Genomic DNA, 21,409 nt, shown 5'->3' with positions numbered 1-21,409 from the left:
GTTGAATTATTCCGCGTCGGGCTGGTTCATCGGCGCGGCCTTCCGGAACGCTTCCAGTTCCATGCAGGCGTCGTTGATACGCTGGATGACGGGATAGGGCGCCATGTCGACGTCGAAGCGCTTGTTGTTCGCCACCTGTGCAACGAGGCAGATATCGGCCATGGTCGGCGCATCGCCGTGGCAGAAGACGCCGGTCTGCGGGCTCTCGGTCAGCATCCTTTCAAGCGGTTCGAACGTGGCGTTCACCCAGTGGCGGAACCATGCGCCGACTTCCGCATCGTCTGCGCCGTAACGCTCCTTCAGCGCGTTCAGAATGCGCAGATTGTTCACCGGATGGATTTCACAGGCGATCATCTGGGAGAGCATGCGAACCCGCGCGCGTCCAGGCGCATCGGCAGGCAGGAGCGGGGGCTCGGGCACCGTCTCGTCCAGGAACTCCATGATCGCCATGGACTGCGCGATCATCGTGCCGTCGCTCCACACAAGCGCCGGAACGAGGCCCTGCGGGTTGACCGAGAGATAGGCCTCACCGCGATGCTCGCCGTGGCGCAGATGATGCGCGGCATAGCGATAGTCGATGCCCTTCATGGCAAGCGCGATGCGTACCCTGAAGGAGGTGGAGGAGCGGAAATAGTTGTGCAGGACGATGTCGCTCATCTCACGCCTCGCCAATGGTGATGGCGATCTCGCCGATCCCGTCAACACCGCCTTCCACCTTATCGCCCGGCTGAAGCGCGCCAACGCCGGCGGGTGTTCCGGTGTAGATCAGATCGCCGGCCTTAAGCTCCATGGCCTGGCTGCAGAGCGCGATCACGTCGGCCACAGGCCAGATCAGTTCGTCAAGGTTGCCTTCCTGCCTGATCTCGCCGTTGACGGCGAGCCAGACACGGCCTTCGGAAGGGTGGTCGGTCTCGGCAATGGGCACGATGGGGCCGCAGGGGGACGAGCGGTCGAACGCCTTGCCCCAGTCCCACGGGCGCCCCTTTTTCTTGGCTTCTCCCTGAAGATCACGGCGCGTTAGATCGAGCCCGACCGCATAGCCGTAGACGTGGTCGAGTGCATGGGCCGGATCGATATCGCTGCCGCCCTTGCCGATCGCCACGACCATTTCGATCTCGTGGTGCAGGTCTTTTGTCAGGCTTGGATAAGGGATGACGGTACCCGTATCGACCACCGCATCTGCCGGCTTGGTGAAGAAGAACGGCGGCTCGCGCTCCGGCTCATGGCCCATTTCGCGGGCGTGGGCGGCATAGTTGCGCCCCACGCAGAAGATGCGCCGCACGGGAAAGCGTGCCTCGGTGCCGGCAACGGCAACAGACGGCTGGCTGGCGGGCGGAAAAACGAAATCGGCCATGAAATTCTCCCAGATAACTGCGGAGAAGAGATGGCCGAATTGACGCTCCGGGGCAAGGCCCCGAAGCGCCGGAGTCTGGAGATCAGCTTTTGAAGACGGTGTTTACGGCCTTGGCGGTCGCATCGACAATCGTGTCTGCCTCTTCGCGCGTCAGGCAGAGCGGGGGCGCGAAGCCCAGAATGTCGCCCTGCGGCATGGCGCGGCCGATGACACCCTGTTCGAGAAGGGCAGCGGCCATCTGCGGACCGATCTTCTCGGAAGCGTCGAAGAAGGTGCGGTCCTCACGCTCTTTCACGAACTCGACGGCACACAGCATGCCTTCGCCGCGCACTTCCCCGACATGGACATGGTCGCCGATGGCGTTACGCATCGCGTTGACGAAGTAAGCGCCCGTCTCGCCGGCATTCTTGACGAGGCCGAGCTTGTCGACCAGTTCGAGATTGGCGATGCCGGCTGCCGCACCGATCGGGTGGGCCGAATAGGTCCAGCCATGGCCGATGGGGCCGTTTTCGTCCGTGCCGCGCTCGAGCACTTCCCACATCTTCTTGCCGACGATGGAGCCGGAAAGCGGCGCATAGGCCGAGGTAAGGCCCTTGGCGATGGTGATGAGGTCGGGTTCCATGTCGTAGTGGATGGAGCCGAACATGGAGCCGAGGCGTCCAAAACCGGTCACCACCTCGTCGGCGACGAGCAGGATGTCGTTTCTGCGCAGAACCTTCTGGATCGCGGCCCAGTATCCGGCCGGCGGCGGCACGATGCCACCCGTGCCAAGAACGGGCTCACCGATAAAGGCGGCGATGGTGTCCGCGCCCTCGCGCTCGATCAGCGCTTCAAGCTCGGCCACGCAATGGGCGGTGAACGCTTCCTCGCTCATGGAATGGTCCGGGCGGCGGTAGTAATAGGGCGCTTCGGTGTGGACCACCTGGGCCAGCGGCAGGTCGAACTTCTTGTGGAACAGCTCAAGCCCGGTCAGCGAGCCGGTCATCAGGCCGGAGCCGTGATAGCCGCGCCAGCGAGAGATGATCTTCTTCTTCTCGGGGCGGCCGAGAATGTTGTTGTAGTACCAGATCAGCTTGACATTGGTCTCGTTGGCATCTGAGCCGCCGAGGCCGAAATAGACCTTGGACATGTTTTCCGGCGCGCGGTCGATGATCATCTTGGCGAGCTTGATGGAGGCTTCCGTGCCGTGGCCCACATAGGCGTGGTAATAGGCAAGCTCCCGGGCCTGCTCGGCAATGGCGTCGGCGATCTCGGTGCGGCCATAGCCGACATTGACGCAATAAAGGCCGGCGAAGGCGTCGAGCAGCTTCTTGCCGTCGCGATCCTCGATATAGACGCCGTTGCCGCCGGTCACGATGCGGTTTGCGCTTTCGCCACGCGCATGCTGGGCCAGATGGGTCGAGGGATGGAAGAAGGCCTCGCGGTCCCACTGGTCGAGTTGGTCGTTCTTCAACAGCATGTCACTCTCCTGTTCGTCTCAAACTGTATTCAGCGCTGCTCAACCGACGTTGCGGCAGACATATTTGATGTTGGTGAAGGCTTCCAGCCCATGGCGGGAGCCCTCGCGCTCAAGGCCGGCCTGCTTGACCCCGCCGAAGGGGATGGGCGCGCCGGTGATCTTGGTGCGGTTCACGGCCACCATGCCGAATTCGAGACCGCGCGAAAAGCGGGCGATGCGACCGGGGTCCTGCGTGTGCAGATAGGCGGCGAGGCCGGTTTCGGTGTCGTTCGCCTTTTCGAGCACGTCCGTTTCGTCGTCGAAGGGGGTGAAGGCGGCAATCGGGCCGAAGGTTTCTTCACGGAAGATGAGTGCCGTTTCGGGCACGTCGGCCAGAACCGTAGGTTCGAAGAAGGTTGGGCCGTGCCGCGACACTTTTCCGCCTGTTACGAGCCGCGCCCCTTTTTCAAGCGCATCGGCGACCTGTTCTTTCTGCTTCGCGACCGCGCGCTCATGGATGAGCGGGCCGATATCGGGATCGGTGAGGCCGTTCCCGACCGTCAGTTCCTCGACCTTGCGGGCAAAGGCTGCGACGAAGGCGTCATAGATGGAGCGCTCGATATAGAAGCGGTTGGCGGCAAGGCAGTCCTGCCCGGTAGTGGCGAACTTTGCCGAAATGGCGCTCTCGACCGCGTGGTCGAGGTCACAATCGGCAAAGGCGATGAAGGGCGCATGGCCGCCAAGCTCCATGACCAGCCGCTTCACGGTCGGCGCCGACTGCGCGTAGAGCAGGCGGCCGATCTCGGTGGAGCCGGTAAATGAGACGGCGCGCACACGGGTTGAGGCGGTCATCGCGCCGACCACTTCGGCGGCCTTGCCGGTGAGCACGTTGAAGACGCCAGCCGGCACGCCGGCGCGCTCGGCAAGTTCTGCAAGGGCGAGTGCGGAGAACGGCGTCTCGGAAGAGGGGTGCGCGACCACGGTGCAGCCGGCGGCAAGGGCGGCTGCCGCCTTGCGGGTGAGCATGGCGGAGGGGAAGTTCCATGGCGTGACGAGGGCCGCGACACCCACCGGCTCGCGCGAAACCTGCATATCAGCATCCGGCAGATGCGAAGCAACGCTTTCGACCGAAACGCGCTTGGCTTCCTCGGCGTAGAAGGAGACGAAGGAGGCGGCGTAGTCGATCTCGCCACGGGCTTCCGAGAGCGGCTTGCCCTGTTCGAGAACCATGAGATGGGCGAGGTCCTCCTTGGCGGCGACGATCAGATCGTACCAGCGCATCAGGATTTGCGCGCGCTCCTGCGGCAGAAGGGCCGCCCAGCCGGGAAACGCCGCATGAGCCGCTTCGATGGTTTCATCAACCTGCTCTGCGGTGAGCGCCGGAACGCAGCCGAGCCGCGCGCCATCCGCGGGATTGTAGACATCCACCACCGGGTCGCCGGGGGCGGCGATCCAGTGGCCGTCCGCATAGGCGTATTCGCGGAACAGGCGCGGATCGGCGAGATCGGACAGGGCGGTTTTCTGAAGGGCTGCAAATGCGGACATCGGCTTTCTCCCAAGCGGATTTCCAGTGTTTGGATTGACTGGAATCATGCTGCCTGAGGCGCCAAATTTTCTGACGATCTTGGCAGGGGCTGCCGACGTTTCTTCTGAACTTCGCGGCCCGCGCCCGCTATTCCTTCTGCGGATCGGCGTTCACCAGAACGCCGAGGGGAAGTGCGCCGGGCTGTTTCACGGGCTTGGTGACGATGTAGGTGAAATAGCGGGCAAGTCCCACATTCATCTCAAGAAGCCTGTCGACCAGCCGCTGATAGGTGTCGATGTCGCGGGCGATGATCTGCAAAATATAGTCGAAACCGCCGCCGACGGCCCAGCAGCCGGTGATTTCATCGATGTCCTGAACGCTGCGTTCGAATCGCTGGAAGTCTTCCGCGCGGTGGCCGGCAAGTTCGGCGGCCATGAAGACGGCGATGTGCGGGGCGAGCTTCGCCAGCGCCACCTCGGCGCGGTAGCCGGTGATGATGCCCGCCTTTTCAAGGCGTTTCAGCCGCTCCCAGCAGGGGGCGGGAGTGAGGTTCACGCGCTCGGCCAGCGCCGCCTTGGAGATGCGGCCTTCCCTTTGAAGGATACCGAGAATCTTGAGATCGCGATCGTCGAGCTTGAGCATGGTCAGCTCTGGATCGTCGTACCGGCCCCCGCTGTCAAGGCCCGGGCGCGCGCAAAAGTGGCGATGGCCGTGTCCTGTGCGCCCGTTCCGGTGAGGTCGCAGATGGTGATCTGGTCATCGCTGGTGCGGCCGGTTCTGGCGCCGGAAACGATGTCTCCGAGTTCGGGTGGCGTGTTGTTATGCCATACGCCGGCGCGGATGGCGGCCGCCAGTTCACCGAGTTTTTCGCACTGGCTCACACGGTCGGCGACGTAGAGATCGGCGCGGGCAAGGGTTTCCGGTTCGATCTCGTTCTTGCCTTCCTGATCGGAGCCCATGGCGGTGATGTGGAGGCCGGGATGCAGCCAGTCGGCCTTGAGAACAGGCTCTCGGGCCGGCGTGGTGGTGACGACAAGCTGGCTTTGAGCGACGAGGCGGGCCGGGTCAGTCTCGGCTTTTGCGTCGATGCCAAGGGTTTCGGCCAGATCGGCGGCGCAGGCTTTTGCCTTTTCCGCGTCGCGACCCCAGACGAGAAGGCGGGAGAAAGGACGCACCTGATGGGCGGCGATCATTTGCAGCCGGGCCTGCACGCCGGTGCCCATGACGCCGGCGGTCTCGACCGTCGAAGGTGCAAGATGGCGGGCGGCAACCGCGCCGGCGGCAGCCGTGCGCACATCGGTGAGAAAGCCGTTATCGAGCAGAAGCGCTTCCACGAGCCCGGTTTTCGCCGAAAACAGGATCATGAGGCCATTGAGGCTCGGCAGGCCGATCTTCGGATTGTCGAAGAAACCGGGGCTGACCTTGATGGCGAACCCGTCGAAGCCGGGAATATAGGCCGTCTTCACATCCACTTCGCCATGCACCTGCGGAATGTCCATGGACAGGATGGGCGGCATGATGACCGCGCCGGAGGCGAGCGCGCAGAAGGCTTCTTCCACCACGTCGATGGCTTCGAGGTCGAGCCGGACGGCCTTGCGCAGATCGGCTTCGGTCAGGACAAGAATGTCATGCGGCATGGGGCGCTCCCTTGATGATCGTGTCGCCGAGCGCGACATCGCGGCCGCAGACAATGTCGGTGAAGATCTGCATGTCGACATTGCGGCCGGTGATGAGCGTGGCGGTGGGGCCGGGCCTGCTGGTGATCTTTCCGGCCATGAGGGCGGCAGCACCGACGGCGCTCGCCCCTTCGCACACCAGACGGTCTTCGAAATAGTGGGCCTGCATGGCGCGATAGATCTCTTCCTCGGTGACAAGCACGACCTCATCGAGGAAATCGCGGCAGAGCGCCAAGGAATGGCAGTTATCGAGCCCGATGCCGCCGCCGAGCGAATCGGCAAGGCTTGCCACTTCGGTGACGGTGACAGGTTTTCCTGCGGCAAGCGAGGCGTGCATGGCCGCACCCCGCTCCATGGTGATGCCGATGACACGGATGGAAGGCTTGATCGTCTTCAGCGCGAACGCGATGCCGCCGGCGAGCCCTCCGCCCGACAGCGGAATGAGAACGGTTTCGAGATCCGGGCGCTGCTCCAGAAGCTCAAGCCCGATCGTGCCCTGACCGGCGATGACCGCGAGGTCATCAAAAGGAGAGACTTCGCAAAAGCCCTCTTCATCGGCGAGGCGGCGGCTTTCGACCTGTGCCTCGTCCTGGCTTGCGCCGATGATGCGGGCTTCGGCACCAAGCGCCCTGATGCCGGCGATTTTCGCCTCCGGCACCAGCTTCGACATACAGATGACGGCGCGCAGGCCACGCGCGCGTGCTGCATGGGCGACGGCGCGGCCATGATTGCCGGTCGAGCAGCAGGTGACGCCGGTGGCGTCGTCCGGCAGGGTGAGGACCGCATTGGCGGCACCGCGCAGCTTGAAGGCGCCGCTTGCCTGCCCGATTTCGAGCTTGAGGAGGACGTCATCACCGGTAAGACGGCTGAGAAAGGGCGACGGCGGGAGAGGCGTGTTGAGCGATGCAATGTCCCTGATCCGCCGGCGGGCAGCCAGAATATCTGCCAGCGCGAGCGTTGCCCTGTGGCTCATGAAAATCTCCCGGATTGTCTGCGAGGCAGCGCGATGGTGCTGATTTGTACACAACATCGTTGGATCGGGAATAGAAGTAGCGACATTCGATGTCGTTTTCCTGCGATTCACCGGATCGAAAATGTGGTGATGGATTAGTTGTACACAATATTGCATTGCCTTTCCGGTGTACGGTTTCGCCGGATGCACAAGCGTCCGGTTTTTGCTCTTTTGGAGGAACCATGCCAGCAACCGAAATGCCCTTCAGCGCGCAGGAATATGCCGCTCGCCTCGAAAAGACCCGCAACGCCATGGAGGCGAAGGGTATCGACGTTCTGTTCGTGGAAGATCCCTCCAATATGGCCTGGCTGACGGGTTATGATGGCTGGTCGTTCTATGTCCATCAGGGCGTGATCGTCTTCAAGGATGCCGATCCGCTCTGGTGGGGCCGCGCCATGGACGGGAACGGCGCCGTGCGCACCGTCTACATGGATGACGACCGGGTGCTGCGCTATCCAGACCACTATGTGCAGGCCAACACGCTGCATCCGATGCAGCATCTGGCCGAAATTTTGCGCGCCCATGGCTTTGGCAACAAGCGGATAGGCGTGGAGCTGGAGAACTACTATTTCTCCGCCAAGGCCTATCTGGTGCTGAAGGAAGAACTGCCCAACGCGACCTTTGTCGATGCGACGGCGCTGGTGAACTGGCAGCGCGCCGTGAAATCGGAAGAGGAGATCGTCTTCATGCGCCGCGCGGCGCGGATTTCGGAAAAGATGATCGACGGCATTGTCGAGCGCATCGAGCCGGGTCTGAAGAAAAACGATCTGGTGGCCGAGATCTATGCGGACGCGATCCGCGGGGTGGATGACGACTGGGGCGAATATCCGGCCATCGTGCCGCTTCTGCCGACCGGCTCCGATGCTGCTGCACCGCATCTGACCTGGGACGGGCGGCGCTTCGAGCAGGGGCATGCGACCTTCTTCGAGATCGCCGGCTGTTATCGCCGATATCACGCGCCGCTCTGCCGCACCGTCTTTCTCGGCACGCCGCCACAGCACATGCTGGATGCGGAAAAGGCGCTGGTGGAAGGGATCGAGGCAGGACTGGAGATCGCGCGTCCGGGCAATCGCGCAGGCCAGATCGCCGATGCGCTTTATGGCGCGCTGGAGCGGGCCGGCATCACACGTGACGGGCGCTGCGGTTATCCGATCGGCATTTCCTATCCGCCAGACTGGGGTGAGCGCACGATCTCGCTGCGCCGCGAGGACGAAACGATCCTTGAAGCAGGCATGACCTTCCATTTCATGCCGGGCCTGTGGATGGCCGACTGGGGGCTGGAAATCACTGAAAGCATCCTGATCACGGAAGATGGCCCGGCCGAGGCGCTTTGCCGCCGCCCGCGCGAACTGATCGTGAAGAACTGATCCATGCGATCCGAAACGCTGGACAACACGACGCGCATCCTGTCCGATCTGGTGGGGTTTCCCACCATTTCGGCGGACAGCAATCTGGAAATGATCGCCTATGCAAGCGAGCTTTTGAGCGCGCTTGGTGCAAGGCTTTCAATGACGCTGGACGAGAGCGGGAACAAGGCAAACCTGTTTGCCACGCTGGGGCCCGAAGGGGATGGCGGCATCGTACTTTCGGGCCATTCCGATGTGGTACCCGTTGATGGGCAGGAGTGGACGAGCGATCCCTTTGCCATGCGTGAGGCAGATGGCAGGCTTTATGGCCGCGGCACCTGTGACATGAAGGGGTTCATCGCCTGCACGCTCGCCATGGCGCCGCACTTTGCCGAGCTGGACCTGAAACGGCCGCTGCATTTCGCCCTCACCTATGACGAGGAGGTGGGGTGTTTTGGCGCGCGCGCGCTGGTGGAGGAACTGGAGAGGACCGAACTCCGGCCCTCCGTCGCCATTATCGGCGAGCCGACCATGATGCGCATCATAGAAGGCCACAAGGGCTGTTTCGAATACACGACCGAGTTTCGCGGGCTTGCCGGCCATGCCTCTTCGCCCGAACGCGGCGTCAATGCGGTTGAATATGCGGTGCGCTATATCACGCGGCTCATGGCGCTGGCCGAGGAGCTGAAGACGCGCGCGCCGAAGGGCAACCGCTTCGATCCGCCCTGGACGACGCTCCAGGTGGGCACGATCTCGGGCGGTGCGGCGCGCAATGTGATCGCCGACCACTGCTCCGTCGAATGGGAAATGCGCCCCGTGCGCAATGAGGATGCGGATTTTGTGAAAGACCGCATCCGCACTTTTGTGGAATCCGAGCTGAAACCGGCTATGCAGGCGGTTTTTGAGGGTTCCGACATCGTCACCCATGTAATCGGCGAAGTGGACGGGCTGGAGCCGGTGACCGAATCCGAAGCACGGCAGATCGTTTCGGAGCTTACCGGCCTTACCGAGGCGGAAGTGGTGGCGTTCGGCACGGAGGCGGGGCTCTTCCAGAAAACCGGAATTTCCTCCGTCATCTGCGGGCCGGGCTCCATCGAGCAGGCGCACAAGGCAGACGAGTTCGTCTCGCTGGAACAGCTCGATGAATGTCTTGGCATGCTTGAACGGCTGGGCAGGAAGGTGAGCTGACCGCGATGGAGCCAGAGCGATGACAGGCGAGGCGCGCGCGCGGTTCGAGCGGATCTACACGCTTTTGCGCGAACGCATCTGCCTGCTCGACTATCCGCCGGGCATGCGGCTGCGCGAAGAGGACCTCGCCGAGGAATTCGACACCAGCCGCACACCGATCCGCCGGGTTCTCGCACGGCTCGAAGACGAAGGCTATCTGCGCTCGGTCCATGGCGTGGGCACCATCGTCACGGATATCGACATCGCCTCGCTGGAACAGGTCTATCGCCTGCGTGTGGAGCTTTCCGAACTGATCGGCAAGCTTTCACCGGCAGAGCCCGATGAAGACGCCAAACGCGCCTTCGCTGCCATGAAGACACGCTGCGAGGCTTTGGTGAGAACGCCCAGCCAGCGCGCCTTCGCGCAGCTCAATATGGATTTTTTCCATCTCCTCATGACACTGACGGAGAACGAACCGCTGCAGGAGTTTTCCGAAAGGCTCTATTATCAGACGACGAGGATCTGGCTGAAACGTGCCGCCGGCGAGGATGGCACGGAAGAAACGCTTGCCAGCGAGATTGGCTTTTTCCTGCGCGAAGTCTCCGACATTGCCGCTGCCGTGGCCTGCGGGGCGCTGGAAAGCGTCGGGCAGATACGCCGCGCCCATGTGGCCATGAGTTTTGCTCGCCTTAAGGCAAGGGCCGGCGAAGAGGTGGAGGCAGCCTCTCTCTAGGAGGCCGCCTTTACCAGTGCGCTCATATCGGGCAGGTCAGTTGCCCCGCCGACCCGCATGACGGCTTCCGCCCCGCAGCGATTGCCCGCTTCAAGGCATTGTTCAAGCGGTTTGCCGGAAAGCCAGGCATCGATGAAACCGGCATTGAACGCGTCTCCGGCGCCCGTGGAATCGATTACATTGACAGGCTGCGTCGGCATTGAAACCGTGTTTTCGGCGCTGATAGCCATGGAACCTTCCGGCCCGCGCTTGACGACAGTGAGCGGCGCGGGCGGCTTTTTGCCGGGGGCAATGGCAAGACGCTGCGCCTCTGTCTCGTTGGGCAGGAATATGTCCACGGCACCGATCAGCGCGGCGAGATCGTCTCTGGCCAGAACCGCATCGTCCCAGGAACAGTCGAGCGAGATGGAAAGCCCGGCGGCGCGCGCCTGTTCGAGCAGGAAAGGAGCTTCCACCAGAGTGGCGAGTTCGCCGATGTGGAGATGGGCAAAGTCGCCGCTGGCGATGGCTTGTGCAAATGTTTCCGGCACGGCTGGGCCGGCGCGGCGCGTCAGGAAGGCGCGTTCTGTGCCCGATGTCATGGCAACGGTGATCTGCGGATCGAGTGTATCGGGCATGGCTTGCGAGGCTGAAAGATCGACGCCGCTGGCCTCAAGCTCCGCCATTAGTGCGGCGGCGAATGGCCCGGAGGGCAATGCCGAGGCAAGACCGACAGGACGACCGAGAGCTGCGACATAGGCAGCCGTAATGAACGCGCCGCCGCCCGGCTTGATCGACAGACCGCCGGCGAAGACCTCTTCGCCAAGTGTCGGCATCTTCGGCAGTTCGGTGAAAATGAGATCGCAATAAAGCCGGCCCACGCTCAGAACGCGGCCTGACCGGTTGGGTTGCTTCACGGCAGCGCCTCCCCGGATTTGGCGTCAAACAGGTGCATTTCGCCGGCCTTCGCCGTCAGCTTGACCGTGTCGCCGGCTTTCGGCGGCTCACGGCCGGAAGCCTTTGCGATCACCTCATGGCCGTTGACGCCGACATAGACCAGCGTGTCCGCGCCAAGCGGCTCCACGATGTTGACCGTGCCGGAGAAGAGCCCCTTGCCACCGGTCACGACAAGATCGTCAGGCCGAACACCGAGAATTACGTCGGTGCCTTCGGGGGCACTGCGTTCGGGCAGATCGATGCCGAGCCCATCACCGAGCTTCACGCCTTTTCCGGCCCAGTTGCCCGGCAGCATGTTCATGGATGGTGCGCCGATGAACTGGGCGACGAAGGTGTTGGCCGGCTTGTGATAGACCTCAAGCGGCGTGCCGACCTGCTGGATATAGCCATCCTTCATGATCACGATCCGGTCGGCCATGGTCATGGCTTCCACCTGATCGTGCGTCACGAAAATGATCGTGTTTCCAACACGTTGGTGCAGCTTCTTGATTTCAAGCCGCATCTGGGTGCGCAGTTGCGCATCAAGGTTGGAGAGCGGCTCGTCGAACAGAAAGACGGCGGGATCGCGCACCATGGCGCGGCCGATGGCGACGCGCTGGCGCTGACCGCCGGACAACTGGTTGGGCCGGCGCTCCAGAAGATCGGTCATGCCGAGAATGGCGGCCACCTCGTCGATGCGCCTGTCCTTCGCCTCTTTTGAGAGCTTGGACGTGCGCAGGCCGAAGCCGATATTCTTGCGCACCGACATGTGCGGATAAATGGCGTAGTTCTGGAACACCATGGCGATGTCGCGCTCCTTGGGCTCCAGATTGTTGACGAGGCGCTCGCCGATGTGGATTTCGCCGCCGCTGATCTCCTCAAGGCCGGCGATCATGCGCAGTGTCGTGGATTTGCCGCAGCCGGACGGGCCGACGAAGACGACGAATTCACCATCGGCCACGTCGAGATTGATGCCGTGAAGCACCTCGACCTTGCCGTAGGATTTGACGAGATTGCGAAGGGACAAGGTGGCCAAGGGTCTACTCCTGCAAGAGAGCGCCGAAGGCGGCATCGAGCGCGGCTCCGGCTTTTTCGGCGCGGGCAAGGTCCGCTGCCTGTTGTTCTGAAAGGCGTGTGAGGGTGGCGCGATAGGTTTGAAGCGCCTCGTTCATGGCGTCGGGTGCAGGGCCGCCGAAACGCTCGCGCACCGCCACGAAATGGCGCGCGCTGACGGCCTCGCCATAGGCTGCGCGGTCGAGTGTGCTGTCGCGCCCGGTCAGTTCCCTGAAGGCCTTAGAGAAGGCGTCATGACCTTCGCCGAGTGGTTTGCCGGCGGTAATCACGGCGCGGGCCGTGGCGGCGGCGATCTCATGCGCCTGCCGGAAAGAGAGCCCCTCGCGGCGCACCAGCGTGTCGGCCAGTTCGGTGACCGTGATGCAGGCGGCGTCGATGTTTCTGGCCACGCGCTCGCTGTCGATGGAAATGGCGCTGATCAGGGCTGCCAGAAGGTCGAGCACGCGTGCGCCGCTCTGGAAAGCCGCATAGCCGGCCACCTGAACCTCGCCCTCGCTGTCGTTCATGTCGGTGAAGGGCGTGTTGTGCATCGTGTTGACGACCGCATCGGCGCGACCGCAGGTCATCGACGCCAGATGGCGCAGATGCTCGATGGGCACGGGATTGCGCTTCTGCGGCATAATGGATGAAATCTGCACGAGACTGCCGGGCACGTGGAGCTGTCCCACCTCGAAGGCTGACCAGAACTGCATGTCCTGGATGAGGCGGCCAAGGTGCAGGAAGGTGAGCTTCATCGCGCTGTAGAGGCCGGTGACATAGTCAACCGAGGCGATGCAGCCATAGGAATTGCGCAGCGGCTCGGAAAAGCCCAGCAGATCGGCCATGCGGGCGCGGTCGATGGGAAAGCCGCTGGTGGTGATCGCGGCAGCGCCCATCGGGCAATGGTCGATATTGGCGCGGGCCGCCTGCAGGCGCTCGATGTCGCGCAGAAGCACCTCGGTTGCAGCCGACAGATAGTGCCCGAAGGTGGAGGGTTGGGCCGGCTGGCCGTGTGTGTAGGCAACGATCAGCGTGTCGCGCTCGGCTTCGGCCTTGGCGATGAGGGCTGAAGCCAACGCGTGCGCCTTGCCGATCAGCGTGTCGGCATGGTGCTTCAATGTGAGTTTGAAGACCGTGTGGTCCATGTCATTGCGCGAGCGGGCCGTGTGCAACATGCCGGCAAGATCCGGGCCAAGCCGCTTTTTGAGCTCCGCCTCGACGAGGAAGAAATAGTCTTCCACCTCGCCGGTATAGGTGAGGGCATCGACATCGACCGTTTCGTCAATATCGACGAGCGCACCGGCAATGCGGGCGGCATCTTCGTGGGCGAGAATGCCGCTCTCCGTAAGCATCACCAGATGCGCACGGTTGATGGCGCGGAACGCACCCACATAGTTGGCCTTCACGCCTTCAAAGAGCGGCGCGAGCACCGTGTCCTTATAGACGGGGTGAGGGAATTTCTCGTTGAGGCTCATCGTGCGCTTATCCCTTGAGGCCGGCCATGACAACGCCGCGAATGATGAAGCGCTGGAAGATGAGGAAGACGACCAGCGTCGGCAGTGTGGAGATGGCCGCACCCGTCATGATCAGTTCCCAGGCCACATCCACCTCGTCGCCGAAGCTCGAAAGCCCGACCGGCAGCGTGTACATCTCCACCGAATTGGTGACGATCAGTGGCCAGATGAAGGCGGTCCAGTTGCCGAGGAAAACGAAGATCGCGAGGGCTGCAAGCGCCGGACGCACGAGCGGCATGGCCACCTGCCACCAGATCTGGAATTCGTTCAGCCCGTCGATGCGTGCAGCTTCCAGGAAATCGTCGGGAACGGTCTCGAAAAACTGCTTCATGAGGAAGGTGCCGAAGGCGGTCATGACGCCTGGGAACATGATGCCCCAATAGGTGTCGAGCCAGCCAAAACTCTTGCTCATGAGATACCACGGGATGACCAGCATCTCGGTCGGGATCATGAGCGTGGAGAGAATGGCGATGAAGACCAGGTAGCGGCCGGGGAACTTGAATTTGCAGAGCGCATAGCCCACCAGCGCGTCGAAGAAGACGGCCGACGCGGTGGTGACGATGGAGATCACCAGCGAGTTGACGAACCAGCGGTAGAAGCGTCCGTCTTCGAGGACATAGGTGTAGTTCTCGATCGTCGGCTCTTCCGGGATCAGGTTGAGATTGTAGACCTCGAAGGGAAATTTCAGCGAGGTGGAGACCATGAACACGATGGGCATGATCATGAGAATGCCGCCGCCGAACAGTAGCGCCCAGCGGATGAACTGGCCCATATTGCGCCGGGAGTTGCGTGAAGATCCGGAAAAAAGCGCGTCGGTGGAAGGCTTTACGGCGATGTCCTGACTGGCCATGTCAGCTATCCTTCAAAAGTCGAAGCTGGATCAGGCTGACGACCAGCAGAATGGTGAAGAGCACGACGGTCTGCGCTGCCGCATAGCCCATGTTGAAGCCGTTGAATGCGGTATCGTAGATCAGAAGCACCAGCGGCTTGGTGGAGTTGAGCGGCCCGCCCGGATTGTTGGTGGTCATGTTGAACACCTGATCGAAGATCCGCAGGAAGCCGATCGAGGAAAAGACCACGAGAAACACGATGGTGGGTTTTAGAAGCGGGATGGTAATCTCGCTCAGCACCGTCCAGGTGGAGACGCCGTCTATGCGTGCGGCTTCATAATAGCTCTGCGGAATGGCGCGCAGCCCGGCCATGAAGATGATGACCTGAAAGCCGAGACCGGCCCAGACGGCGCAGGCCAGAACCGAGGGCAGGGCGTTGGTGGTCGAGCTCAGGAATTCGATCTGGCTGATGCCGAAACTCGCCAGGAAATTGTTGAACACGCCGATGGGGACCGGTTGGTAGAACCAGCGCCACACCCAGGCCATGGCCACGGCACTTGTCATGAAGGGCAGGAAGTAGAGTGCACGGATGGTGCCGTGCATGAAACGCACCTTGTCGAGGTGATAGGCGATGATGAAGGACAGGACGAGGCTGATCGGTGTGCCCAGGATCAGATACAGGAAGGTGTTTTTGAACACTTTCCAGAAAACCGGATCGCTGAACAGCTTTGCGTAGTTTTCAAGCCCCACATATTTCCGGTCGCCAAGCAGGTTCCATTCCTGAAAGGACAGAACGAAGGCATTGGCTGTCGGATAAAACCGGATGACGACGTAGAAGAGAACCGGCAGGGCAAGGAAGATCCAGGCCCAGACGATCTGCTTCTGCGAGATGGTGAGATTGTTGTAAAAGCGCATGGCCCCGTCCCGAAATTTCGTTGGGCGTCCGGCGGTCCGGACGCCCGAAAGGCCTTATTTCTTGTAATATTCGTCGAGGACTTTCTGCTCCTCCTCGGCGGCCTGCGCGACGCTCTCTTCAAGCGCCTGACCCTGCAGCTCGATGCGCTGCATCATGTCCACCATGGCCTGGCGCTGGGCGCTCTCATTGGCGAAGACCGTGGTCTTTGCGTATTCCAGACCCTTGATGAAGGGACCGTAGACCGGGTGGTTGACGTTTTCGTCGGTCATGGCGGCAGACGGCTTTGCGGGCAATTCGCCGACAGTCTCAAGCCAGATCTGCATGGCCTCGTCGGAGGTGAGGTACTCCATGAACTTGACGGCGGCATCGAACTTCTCGCCTTCCGCCTTCGAGGTGATCGCGTTCACCCAGTAGGAGGAATAGTTCGACTTGGTGCCATCGGGACCGGCGGGAAGCTCGGCCACACCCCATTTGAGGCCGCGCACGCTTTCAAGCGCGCCGATGCGGAAAGAGCCGTCAATGTGCATGCCGGCGCGACCGGCCTTGAAGGCGGCCTGCGGCTCATCCATGAAGGCAGCCTTGGTCACGCCATGCTTGGCCTGCAAATCATTATAGAAACCAAAGGCTTTCAGCCCGGCCTCGTTGTTGTAGTTGACCTTTTTGTAGTCATCCAGATAGGGCTCGCCGCCGAACTGGCGGATCAGCACTTCACGAATCCAGTGGTGGTCCTGCGCGGTCATGCCGGTGGTGATGCCAACGGCGGTGAGGTTCCCGGCACCGTCCTTCTTGGTCAGTTTTTTCGCTGCTTCAACGAATTCGTCGAGGTTTGCCGGTGGGTTCTCGATGCCGGCTTCCTCGAACATGCGCTCATTGTAGAAGAGCGCCAGCGAGCGCACGGCGGTAGGCAGCGCCCAGTAACTGTCGCCCATTCGCATGGCCTTGACCATGGGGAAGAACTCTTCCTCGATCTTTTCCGGCGGGAAGGTGTCGGCGGGCAGCGGCTGGATCAGCTCGGCTTCCACATAATCGTTAAGCCAGCCATAGAAGAGCTGGACGACGTCGGGGCCCTGACCGGCCGGAATGGCAGCGGCTACCTTGGTGCGATAGCTGTCATAGGGGAAATGCGTCATCTTGACGGTGATGTCGGGATTGGCTGCCTCGAAATTCTCGATCAGCTTGTCCATCGCATCGACGCGGGCTTCGAAGAAATACTGCCAGTACTCGATCTCGACCGCAGAAGCGCCTCCTGCTCCAGCAGCCATGGTCATGGCCGCAGTTGCGGCACCCAGCATGAAGGTCCGTAGTCTGTTGAGTTTCATTCTGCTTGCTCCCTTTGATCGCTGCCCGGAGCGTACCCGGCCAGCCTGTCACCCTCTGTTCACCCGTCTCCACGAGGCGGCATGTCCATTCATCGACGATTAACTCAATCAAGTTGAATATTCAAGTTAGTTGAATTAATAAGCGAATATGAAGATCAACAACCCCCGTCGCATTGTCGGATCGAATGCTGAACGCACCCGGCTTCACAACCGTCAGGTGGTGCTTGGGCATGTGCGTGAGCGGCAGCCCGTCGGGCGGGCGGAGATCGCACGCATATCGGGGCTGTCCACGCAGGCCGTGAGCAACATCATTGCCGAACTGGAAGAAGACAGACTTCTGATTGAAGCCGGGCGACAGTCGGAGGGACGGGGTTTGCCGGTACTGAAATACCGGCTCAATGCAGACGGCGCGGTGGCGCTCGGCATCGAGGTCAGGCCGGACGCGATGTTCGGCGCGCTGGTAAACCTCGAGGGCGAGACGCTGTTTACCACCCGCGAAGCGTTGCCGGACAACGCACCGTCCACGGTTGTTTCGGTTGCACGACGAATTCGTTCCAGCGCGCTCGACGGACGATGCGGAAAGACGCAGAAAATTCTGGGTGCTGGTGTCGTGATGCCGGGCCCTTTCGGCAAGGTTGGTATTTCCGGCGCAGGCCAGTCCGCACTTCACGGCTGGGAAGATAGCGATCCCGTTGCCGTGTTCGAAGACGCCCTAGACATGCCGGTGGTGGTGGAAAACGATGCGACCGCTGCCGCCGTGGCGGAGCGCGTGCGCGGCGTCGCAACAGGACTGCGCACTTTCTGCTTTCTCTATTTCGGGGCAGGGCTGGGGCTTGGCGTGGTCGCCGAGGGCGAGGTCCAGCGCGGAGCATTCGGCAATGCCGGCGAGATCGGCCATGTCATAGTCCGCCCTGGGGGGCGGATTTGCGCCTGCGGCAATCATGGATGCCTCGAAACCTATGCAAGCCGCATCGCTGCGCGCGCCAAGCTCGCAGGCGCAGGCATCGAGATAGGCAGTGCCTCGGACATCGAAAACCTTTACAGGGCAGGCAACGGGCCATTGATGGAGTGGATCGAGGAGGCGGCCGGCCCGCTTTCGCAGGCGGTTGGCCTGATCGAGAATCTTTTCGATCCTGAAACCGTTATCCTGGGCGGCGCGATGCCGGACGCGGTTCTCGACCATCTCATTGCCGCGCTTGATCTTCCCGGCGGCTCCGTCGCCGCGCGGGCAGAGCGGGTTACACCAAGAGTCCAGCGGGGCGCCTGCGGACGTCTTACCGCCGCGCTTGGCGGGGCTGCACTCGTCATCCACGACACCGTCACACCGCGCATTGCCGCAAAAACATGATTCTCCGGGAGGTTCACAAATGCCCGTTTCCGATCAGGAGCGTATTGCCACACAGATGCGCAATCCGCTCATTGTCAGGCTCTGGCAGGCTCTTGCGCCACTGAAATCCTGCGTCTCCTTCATGAATACGGGCGCGCATCCCGACGACGAGACGTCGGAAATGCTTGCGGCTTTGGCCCTGCGCGATGGCATTTCGCTCTCCTTTGCCTGCGCAAACCGCGGCGAGGGCGGGCAGAACGCCATCGGCTCGGAGGTGACACACGATCTGGGCGTAGTACGCACGGCGGAAATGGAGCGCGCCGCCGATGTGCTGAACCTCAATCTCTACTGGCTATCGGAAACGCCCGACGACACGATCTTCGATTTCGGGTTCTCGAAACGCGGCACCGAGACTCTTGAAAAATGGGGACGCGAGCGCACGCTCAAACGCTTTGTCGAGATCATCCGCACCGAGCGACCGGACATCATCTGCCCCACATTCCTGGATGTCCCTGGCCAGCACGGGCATCACCGGGCGATGACCGAGCTTGCCCATGACGTGATGAGCGCTGCCGCCGACCCGACATTCCCGGACGTGGATCTGCCGGTGTGGCAGGTGAAAAAGCTATATCTACCGGCGTGGTCGGGGGCAGGTGACAATTACGACGACGATTTGCCGCCGCCCAGTGCCACGCTGACGGTCAAGGGTACCGGACAAGACCCGGTAACCGGGTGGAGCTGGGCGCAGATCGGTGAGCAGTCGCGGGCTTTCCATCTGACACAGGGCATGGGCCGCTGGGTGCCACACGGTGAAGAGCGCGACTGGCCGCTGCATCTGGTGCGTTCCGAGGTGAATGGGCCGGATAACCGGATCACGGACGGGCTGCCTGCAACGCTGGCTGATCTGGCTTCCTTTGCCGGAGCACCAGAAATCGCCGCCCATCTGGACGAGGCACAGGCGGCCTGCGAGGCTGCGTTCGAGGCATTTCCGGATATGGGAGAGGTGGCGCGTCAGGCAGCCTTGGCCCTCAAGGCGGTGCGCGTCGCCCGCGATGCCTGCGCTGACAATGCACGTGAAGAGGTTGAACACCGCCTCGCGGCAAAGGAAGTGCAGCTTTCCCACGTCATGCGGATTGCCAGTGGCGTGGAGGTGCGCGCCTGGTTTGAACGCGATGTCCTGCGGCCTGGTGACAGTGTCGCGCTGACGATTGAAAGCTCCGGGCCGGTTTCAGATGTATCGCCGGTTCTGCCGAAGGGCTGGCGCTTTGCAGATGGGGCTGTTCATGTGCCGGTGGATGCCGAAAGTACGGATTGTTATCCGGCCTTCCATCGCCCCGGCGTGGCGCGCCTTCCGGCCATCCGGGTCGGAGTGACCGTCGATGGGGTTTCTTCTGAGACGCTGTTGCCACTCGAACGAGAACCGGTCGTGCTTCCTGCACGGTCAGCGACACTTTCTCCCGACCGTGCATTGATCAATGCCGTCTCGGAAACGCGCCAGATCGAGCTGCGTGTTTCGGGGCTTTTTCCGCAGTCGGCAAAAGCGGGGCTGGAACTGCCGTCCGGGTGGTCGGCGACAGCGGTTTCCGGCGGTTTTCTTGTGGAGGCGCCGAAAGACATAGCGCCTGGCCTCTACAATCTTTCCTTGGGGATTGACGGGGCGCCGGCCGAAACTGTCAAACATATTGCCTATCCTCATATAGGTGAACGTGCTCGCGCATTTCCTGCGCAATTGTCGGTACGTGTTCTGGACGTGGCACTGCCGGATGTGCGGGTGGGCTATGTCGGTGGCGGCAACGACCGGGTGGGACACTGGCTGCAGGCGATGGGGCTTGATGCGACCGAATTGGCGGACAGCGACCTTACGGAAGAAGGCCTGAAAAACATCGACACAATGGTGGTGGGCATCTTTGCCATGCGTGCGCGACCGGCGCTCAAAAATGCCATGCCGCTCGTGCATCGCTGGGTGGAGAAAGGCGGCAATCTCGTCACCCTCTATCACCGCCCCTGGGACGACTGGGATCCGGCAACCGTGCCGCCGCGCCGGCTGGAGATCGGCAAGCCGTCACTGCGCTGGCGCGTGACCGACGAGAATGCGCAGGTAACGCACCTCCTGCCCGGGCATTCACTGCTCAACACGCCAAACTGCATCACGGATGAGGACTGGCAGGACTGGCACAAGGAGCGCGGGCTCTATTTTGCCAGAAGCTGGGATGACGCATATGAGCCGCTTCTGACCATGGCCGATCCCGACGAGGCACCGCATGAGGGCTCGCTCCTTTCGGCGCGGATCGGCAAGGGGCGGCACACGCATGTGGCGCTCATTCTGCATCACCAGATGGAGAAGCTTGTGCCGGGCGCGTTCCGCCTGATGGCGAACCTTGTGGCGCGGCCGTGAACGCAGGCGCTACGGCAAAGGACAATCTGCGCGCCGGCGCCTGGCTTCTGGCGGATATGGGCCTCAACATCTGGGCCATATCCATCGTCAAGGCGCTGGGCGCGGGCTATCCGCCGTGGCAACTCGTTTTTCTCCGCGCATTGGTCGGTTTCTGCGTGATCCTGCCATGGCTGGCGCACCAGCGATCCGTCCTTACACGGATCGACCGTGTGCCGCTGCACCTGTTCAGGGTGTTCCTGTCGGCCGTGGCGCTGACGGGCGGCTTCTACGCCGTCGCGCATCTGCCGCTGGCGCTCTACATGACCATGAATTTCACGCGGCCCGTTGTTCTGGTGGCGCTCTCGGCCCTGATCCTGCGCGAAGCGGTTTCAGGCTCGCGCTGGCTGGCGGCGGGGCTTGGCCTCGTGGGCGCGTTCATTGCCGCGAGTCCGGGCAATGTGCCGTGGACGCCGGCACTTCTGGCTGCACTCGCTGCCGTGTTGGCGGGGACGGGGGCGATCATTGTCACAAGACAGCTCAAGGGTACGCCGCCGGTCGTCATGATGCTGTTTTACACAGGTGGGCTTGCGCTTATCACCGCTTTTCCGGCGCTCTCCGGCTGGCAGCCGGTCGCGGCGGGGCACTGGCCGTTTCTTCTGGCGGTGGGCGTATTTTCGCAAGCTGCGCAATTCTGCTTTCTGCGCGCCCACTGGCTGGGCGATGCCGGGTTTCTGGGACCGCTTGGCTACTCGAGCCTCATTCTGTCTGGGGTTGTCGGCTATGTCTTCTTCGGTGAAATCCCCAGTCTCAACACGGTGATCGGTGCGTTCATCATCGTGCTTGCCACAGGGTTCCTCACATTGAGAACGGCGCGGCTCAGGAGCCACGCCGCCTCGGGAAGCTGAAAGGC

The 21,409-nt window shown here is 62.1% G+C and carries 19 protein-coding genes; 6 read left to right on the top strand and 13 right to left on the bottom strand.

Features of this window, described 5'->3' with window-relative positions; translation table 11 throughout:
- Positions 1-6: 6 nt before the first annotated feature.
- From maiA to eutB, 7 genes are all read right to left on the bottom strand, one after another.
- On the bottom strand, positions 7-657 hold the full coding sequence (gene maiA, locus P2W41_RS10965) for a maleylacetoacetate isomerase (RefSeq protein WP_404933150.1): 651 nt from the start codon (positions 655-657) through the stop codon (positions 7-9).
- A gap of 1 nt (position 658) precedes the next feature.
- A complete protein-coding gene (locus P2W41_RS10960; RefSeq protein ID WP_404933149.1) occupies positions 659-1,354 on the bottom strand; it encodes a fumarylacetoacetate hydrolase family protein in 696 nt (231 codons plus the stop codon).
- Between the two features lie 82 nt (positions 1,355-1,436).
- Positions 1,437-2,810 carry an aspartate aminotransferase family protein gene (locus P2W41_RS10955; protein WP_404934969.1) on the bottom strand — a complete coding sequence of 458 codons (1,374 nt, stop codon included), beginning with the start codon at positions 2,808-2,810 and terminating at the stop codon, positions 1,437-1,439.
- 42 nt (positions 2,811-2,852) lie between these two features.
- Positions 2,853-4,337 (bottom strand): NAD-dependent succinate-semialdehyde dehydrogenase, encoded by a 1,485-nt coding sequence (locus P2W41_RS10950; protein ID WP_404933148.1) that lies wholly within the window; start codon positions 4,335-4,337, stop codon positions 2,853-2,855.
- 127 nt (positions 4,338-4,464) lie between these two features.
- Complete coding sequence (locus P2W41_RS10945) at positions 4,465-4,959, bottom strand: Lrp/AsnC family transcriptional regulator (RefSeq protein ID WP_404933147.1); 495 nt, start codon at positions 4,957-4,959, stop codon at positions 4,465-4,467.
- Positions 4,960-4,961: 2 nt separating this feature from the next.
- Positions 4,962-5,954 carry a cyclodeaminase gene (locus P2W41_RS10940; RefSeq protein WP_404933146.1) on the bottom strand — a complete coding sequence of 331 codons (993 nt, stop codon included), beginning with the start codon at positions 5,952-5,954 and terminating at the stop codon, positions 4,962-4,964.
- On the bottom strand, positions 5,944-6,966 hold the full coding sequence (gene eutB / locus P2W41_RS10935) for a hydroxyectoine utilization dehydratase EutB (RefSeq protein WP_404933145.1): 1,023 nt from the start codon (positions 6,964-6,966) through the stop codon (positions 5,944-5,946). The genes P2W41_RS10940 and eutB overlap by 11 nt, the downstream gene beginning before the upstream one ends.
- 221 nt (positions 6,967-7,187) lie before the next feature.
- Between eutB and doeA the strand changes: the two genes are divergently transcribed.
- The 3 genes from doeA to P2W41_RS10920 are packed head-to-tail and all read left to right on the top strand — an operon-like array spanning position 7,188 to position 10,251.
- Entirely contained in the window at positions 7,188-8,372 is a 1,185-nt protein-coding gene (doeA, locus tag P2W41_RS10930) for an ectoine hydrolase DoeA (RefSeq protein ID WP_292895380.1), read from the top strand.
- A 3-nt stretch (positions 8,373-8,375) separates the two neighbouring features.
- Positions 8,376-9,539 (top strand): acetylornithine deacetylase, encoded by a 1,164-nt coding sequence (gene argE, locus P2W41_RS10925; protein ID WP_404933144.1) that lies wholly within the window; start codon positions 8,376-8,378, stop codon positions 9,537-9,539.
- Positions 9,540-9,558: 19 nt separating this feature from the next.
- Positions 9,559-10,251 carry a GntR family transcriptional regulator gene (locus tag P2W41_RS10920; protein ID WP_404933143.1) on the top strand — a complete coding sequence of 231 codons (693 nt, stop codon included), beginning with the start codon at positions 9,559-9,561 and terminating at the stop codon, positions 10,249-10,251.
- On the opposite strand, the gene P2W41_RS10915 is transcribed toward P2W41_RS10920, so the two are convergent.
- From P2W41_RS10915 to P2W41_RS10890, 6 genes are all read right to left on the bottom strand, one after another.
- Positions 10,248-11,147, bottom strand: coding sequence for a carbohydrate kinase family protein (locus P2W41_RS10915; protein WP_404933142.1), 900 nt, complete (start codon positions 11,145-11,147; stop codon positions 10,248-10,250). The two genes, P2W41_RS10920 and P2W41_RS10915, sit on opposite strands and share 4 nt — an antisense overlap.
- On the bottom strand, positions 11,144-12,202 hold the full coding sequence (locus P2W41_RS10910) for an ABC transporter ATP-binding protein (protein WP_404933141.1): 1,059 nt from the start codon (positions 12,200-12,202) through the stop codon (positions 11,144-11,146). The genes P2W41_RS10915 and P2W41_RS10910 overlap by 4 nt, the downstream gene beginning before the upstream one ends.
- Positions 12,203-12,206: 4 nt before the next feature.
- Positions 12,207-13,694 carry an argininosuccinate lyase gene (gene argH / locus P2W41_RS10905; protein WP_404933140.1) on the bottom strand — a complete coding sequence of 496 codons (1,488 nt, stop codon included), beginning with the start codon at positions 13,692-13,694 and terminating at the stop codon, positions 12,207-12,209.
- Between the two features lie 7 nt (positions 13,695-13,701).
- The gene (locus P2W41_RS10900) at positions 13,702-14,505 is read right to left on the bottom strand and encodes a carbohydrate ABC transporter permease (RefSeq protein ID WP_404934968.1); all 804 of its coding nucleotides are present in this window, start codon (positions 14,503-14,505) and stop codon (positions 13,702-13,704) included.
- 79 nt (positions 14,506-14,584) lie between these two features.
- Positions 14,585-15,478 carry a carbohydrate ABC transporter permease gene (locus P2W41_RS10895; protein WP_292895395.1) on the bottom strand — a complete coding sequence of 298 codons (894 nt, stop codon included), beginning with the start codon at positions 15,476-15,478 and terminating at the stop codon, positions 14,585-14,587.
- A 54-nt stretch (positions 15,479-15,532) separates the two neighbouring features.
- Complete coding sequence (locus tag P2W41_RS10890; RefSeq protein WP_404933139.1) at positions 15,533-16,798, bottom strand: extracellular solute-binding protein; 1,266 nt, start codon at positions 16,796-16,798, stop codon at positions 15,533-15,535.
- Between the two features lie 148 nt (positions 16,799-16,946).
- Here P2W41_RS10890 and P2W41_RS10885 point away from each other — a divergent pair, with 148 nt between their 5' ends.
- The 3 genes from P2W41_RS10885 to P2W41_RS10875 are packed head-to-tail and all read left to right on the top strand — an operon-like array spanning position 16,947 to position 21,404.
- Positions 16,947-18,146: an ROK family protein gene (locus P2W41_RS10885; protein ID WP_404933138.1), complete on the top strand. Its 1,200-nt coding sequence runs from the start codon at positions 16,947-16,949 to the stop codon at positions 18,144-18,146.
- A gap of 19 nt (positions 18,147-18,165) precedes the next feature.
- Entirely contained in the window at positions 18,166-20,520 is a 2,355-nt protein-coding gene (locus P2W41_RS10880; RefSeq protein WP_404933137.1) for a PIG-L family deacetylase, read from the top strand.
- Positions 20,517-21,404 (top strand): DMT family transporter, encoded by an 888-nt coding sequence (locus P2W41_RS10875; RefSeq protein ID WP_404933136.1) that lies wholly within the window; start codon positions 20,517-20,519, stop codon positions 21,402-21,404. The genes P2W41_RS10880 and P2W41_RS10875 overlap by 4 nt, the downstream gene beginning before the upstream one ends.
- The last annotated feature ends 5 nt before the right edge of the window (positions 21,405-21,409 follow it).

The sequence above is a fragment of the Nitratireductor sp. L15S-10 genome, from assembly GCF_045011005.1.
GTDB lineage: Bacteria > Pseudomonadota > Alphaproteobacteria > Rhizobiales > Rhizobiaceae > Nitratireductor.
The sequence above is the reverse complement of the archived record's forward strand: the minus strand, read 5'-3'. Positions and strand labels throughout refer to the sequence as shown.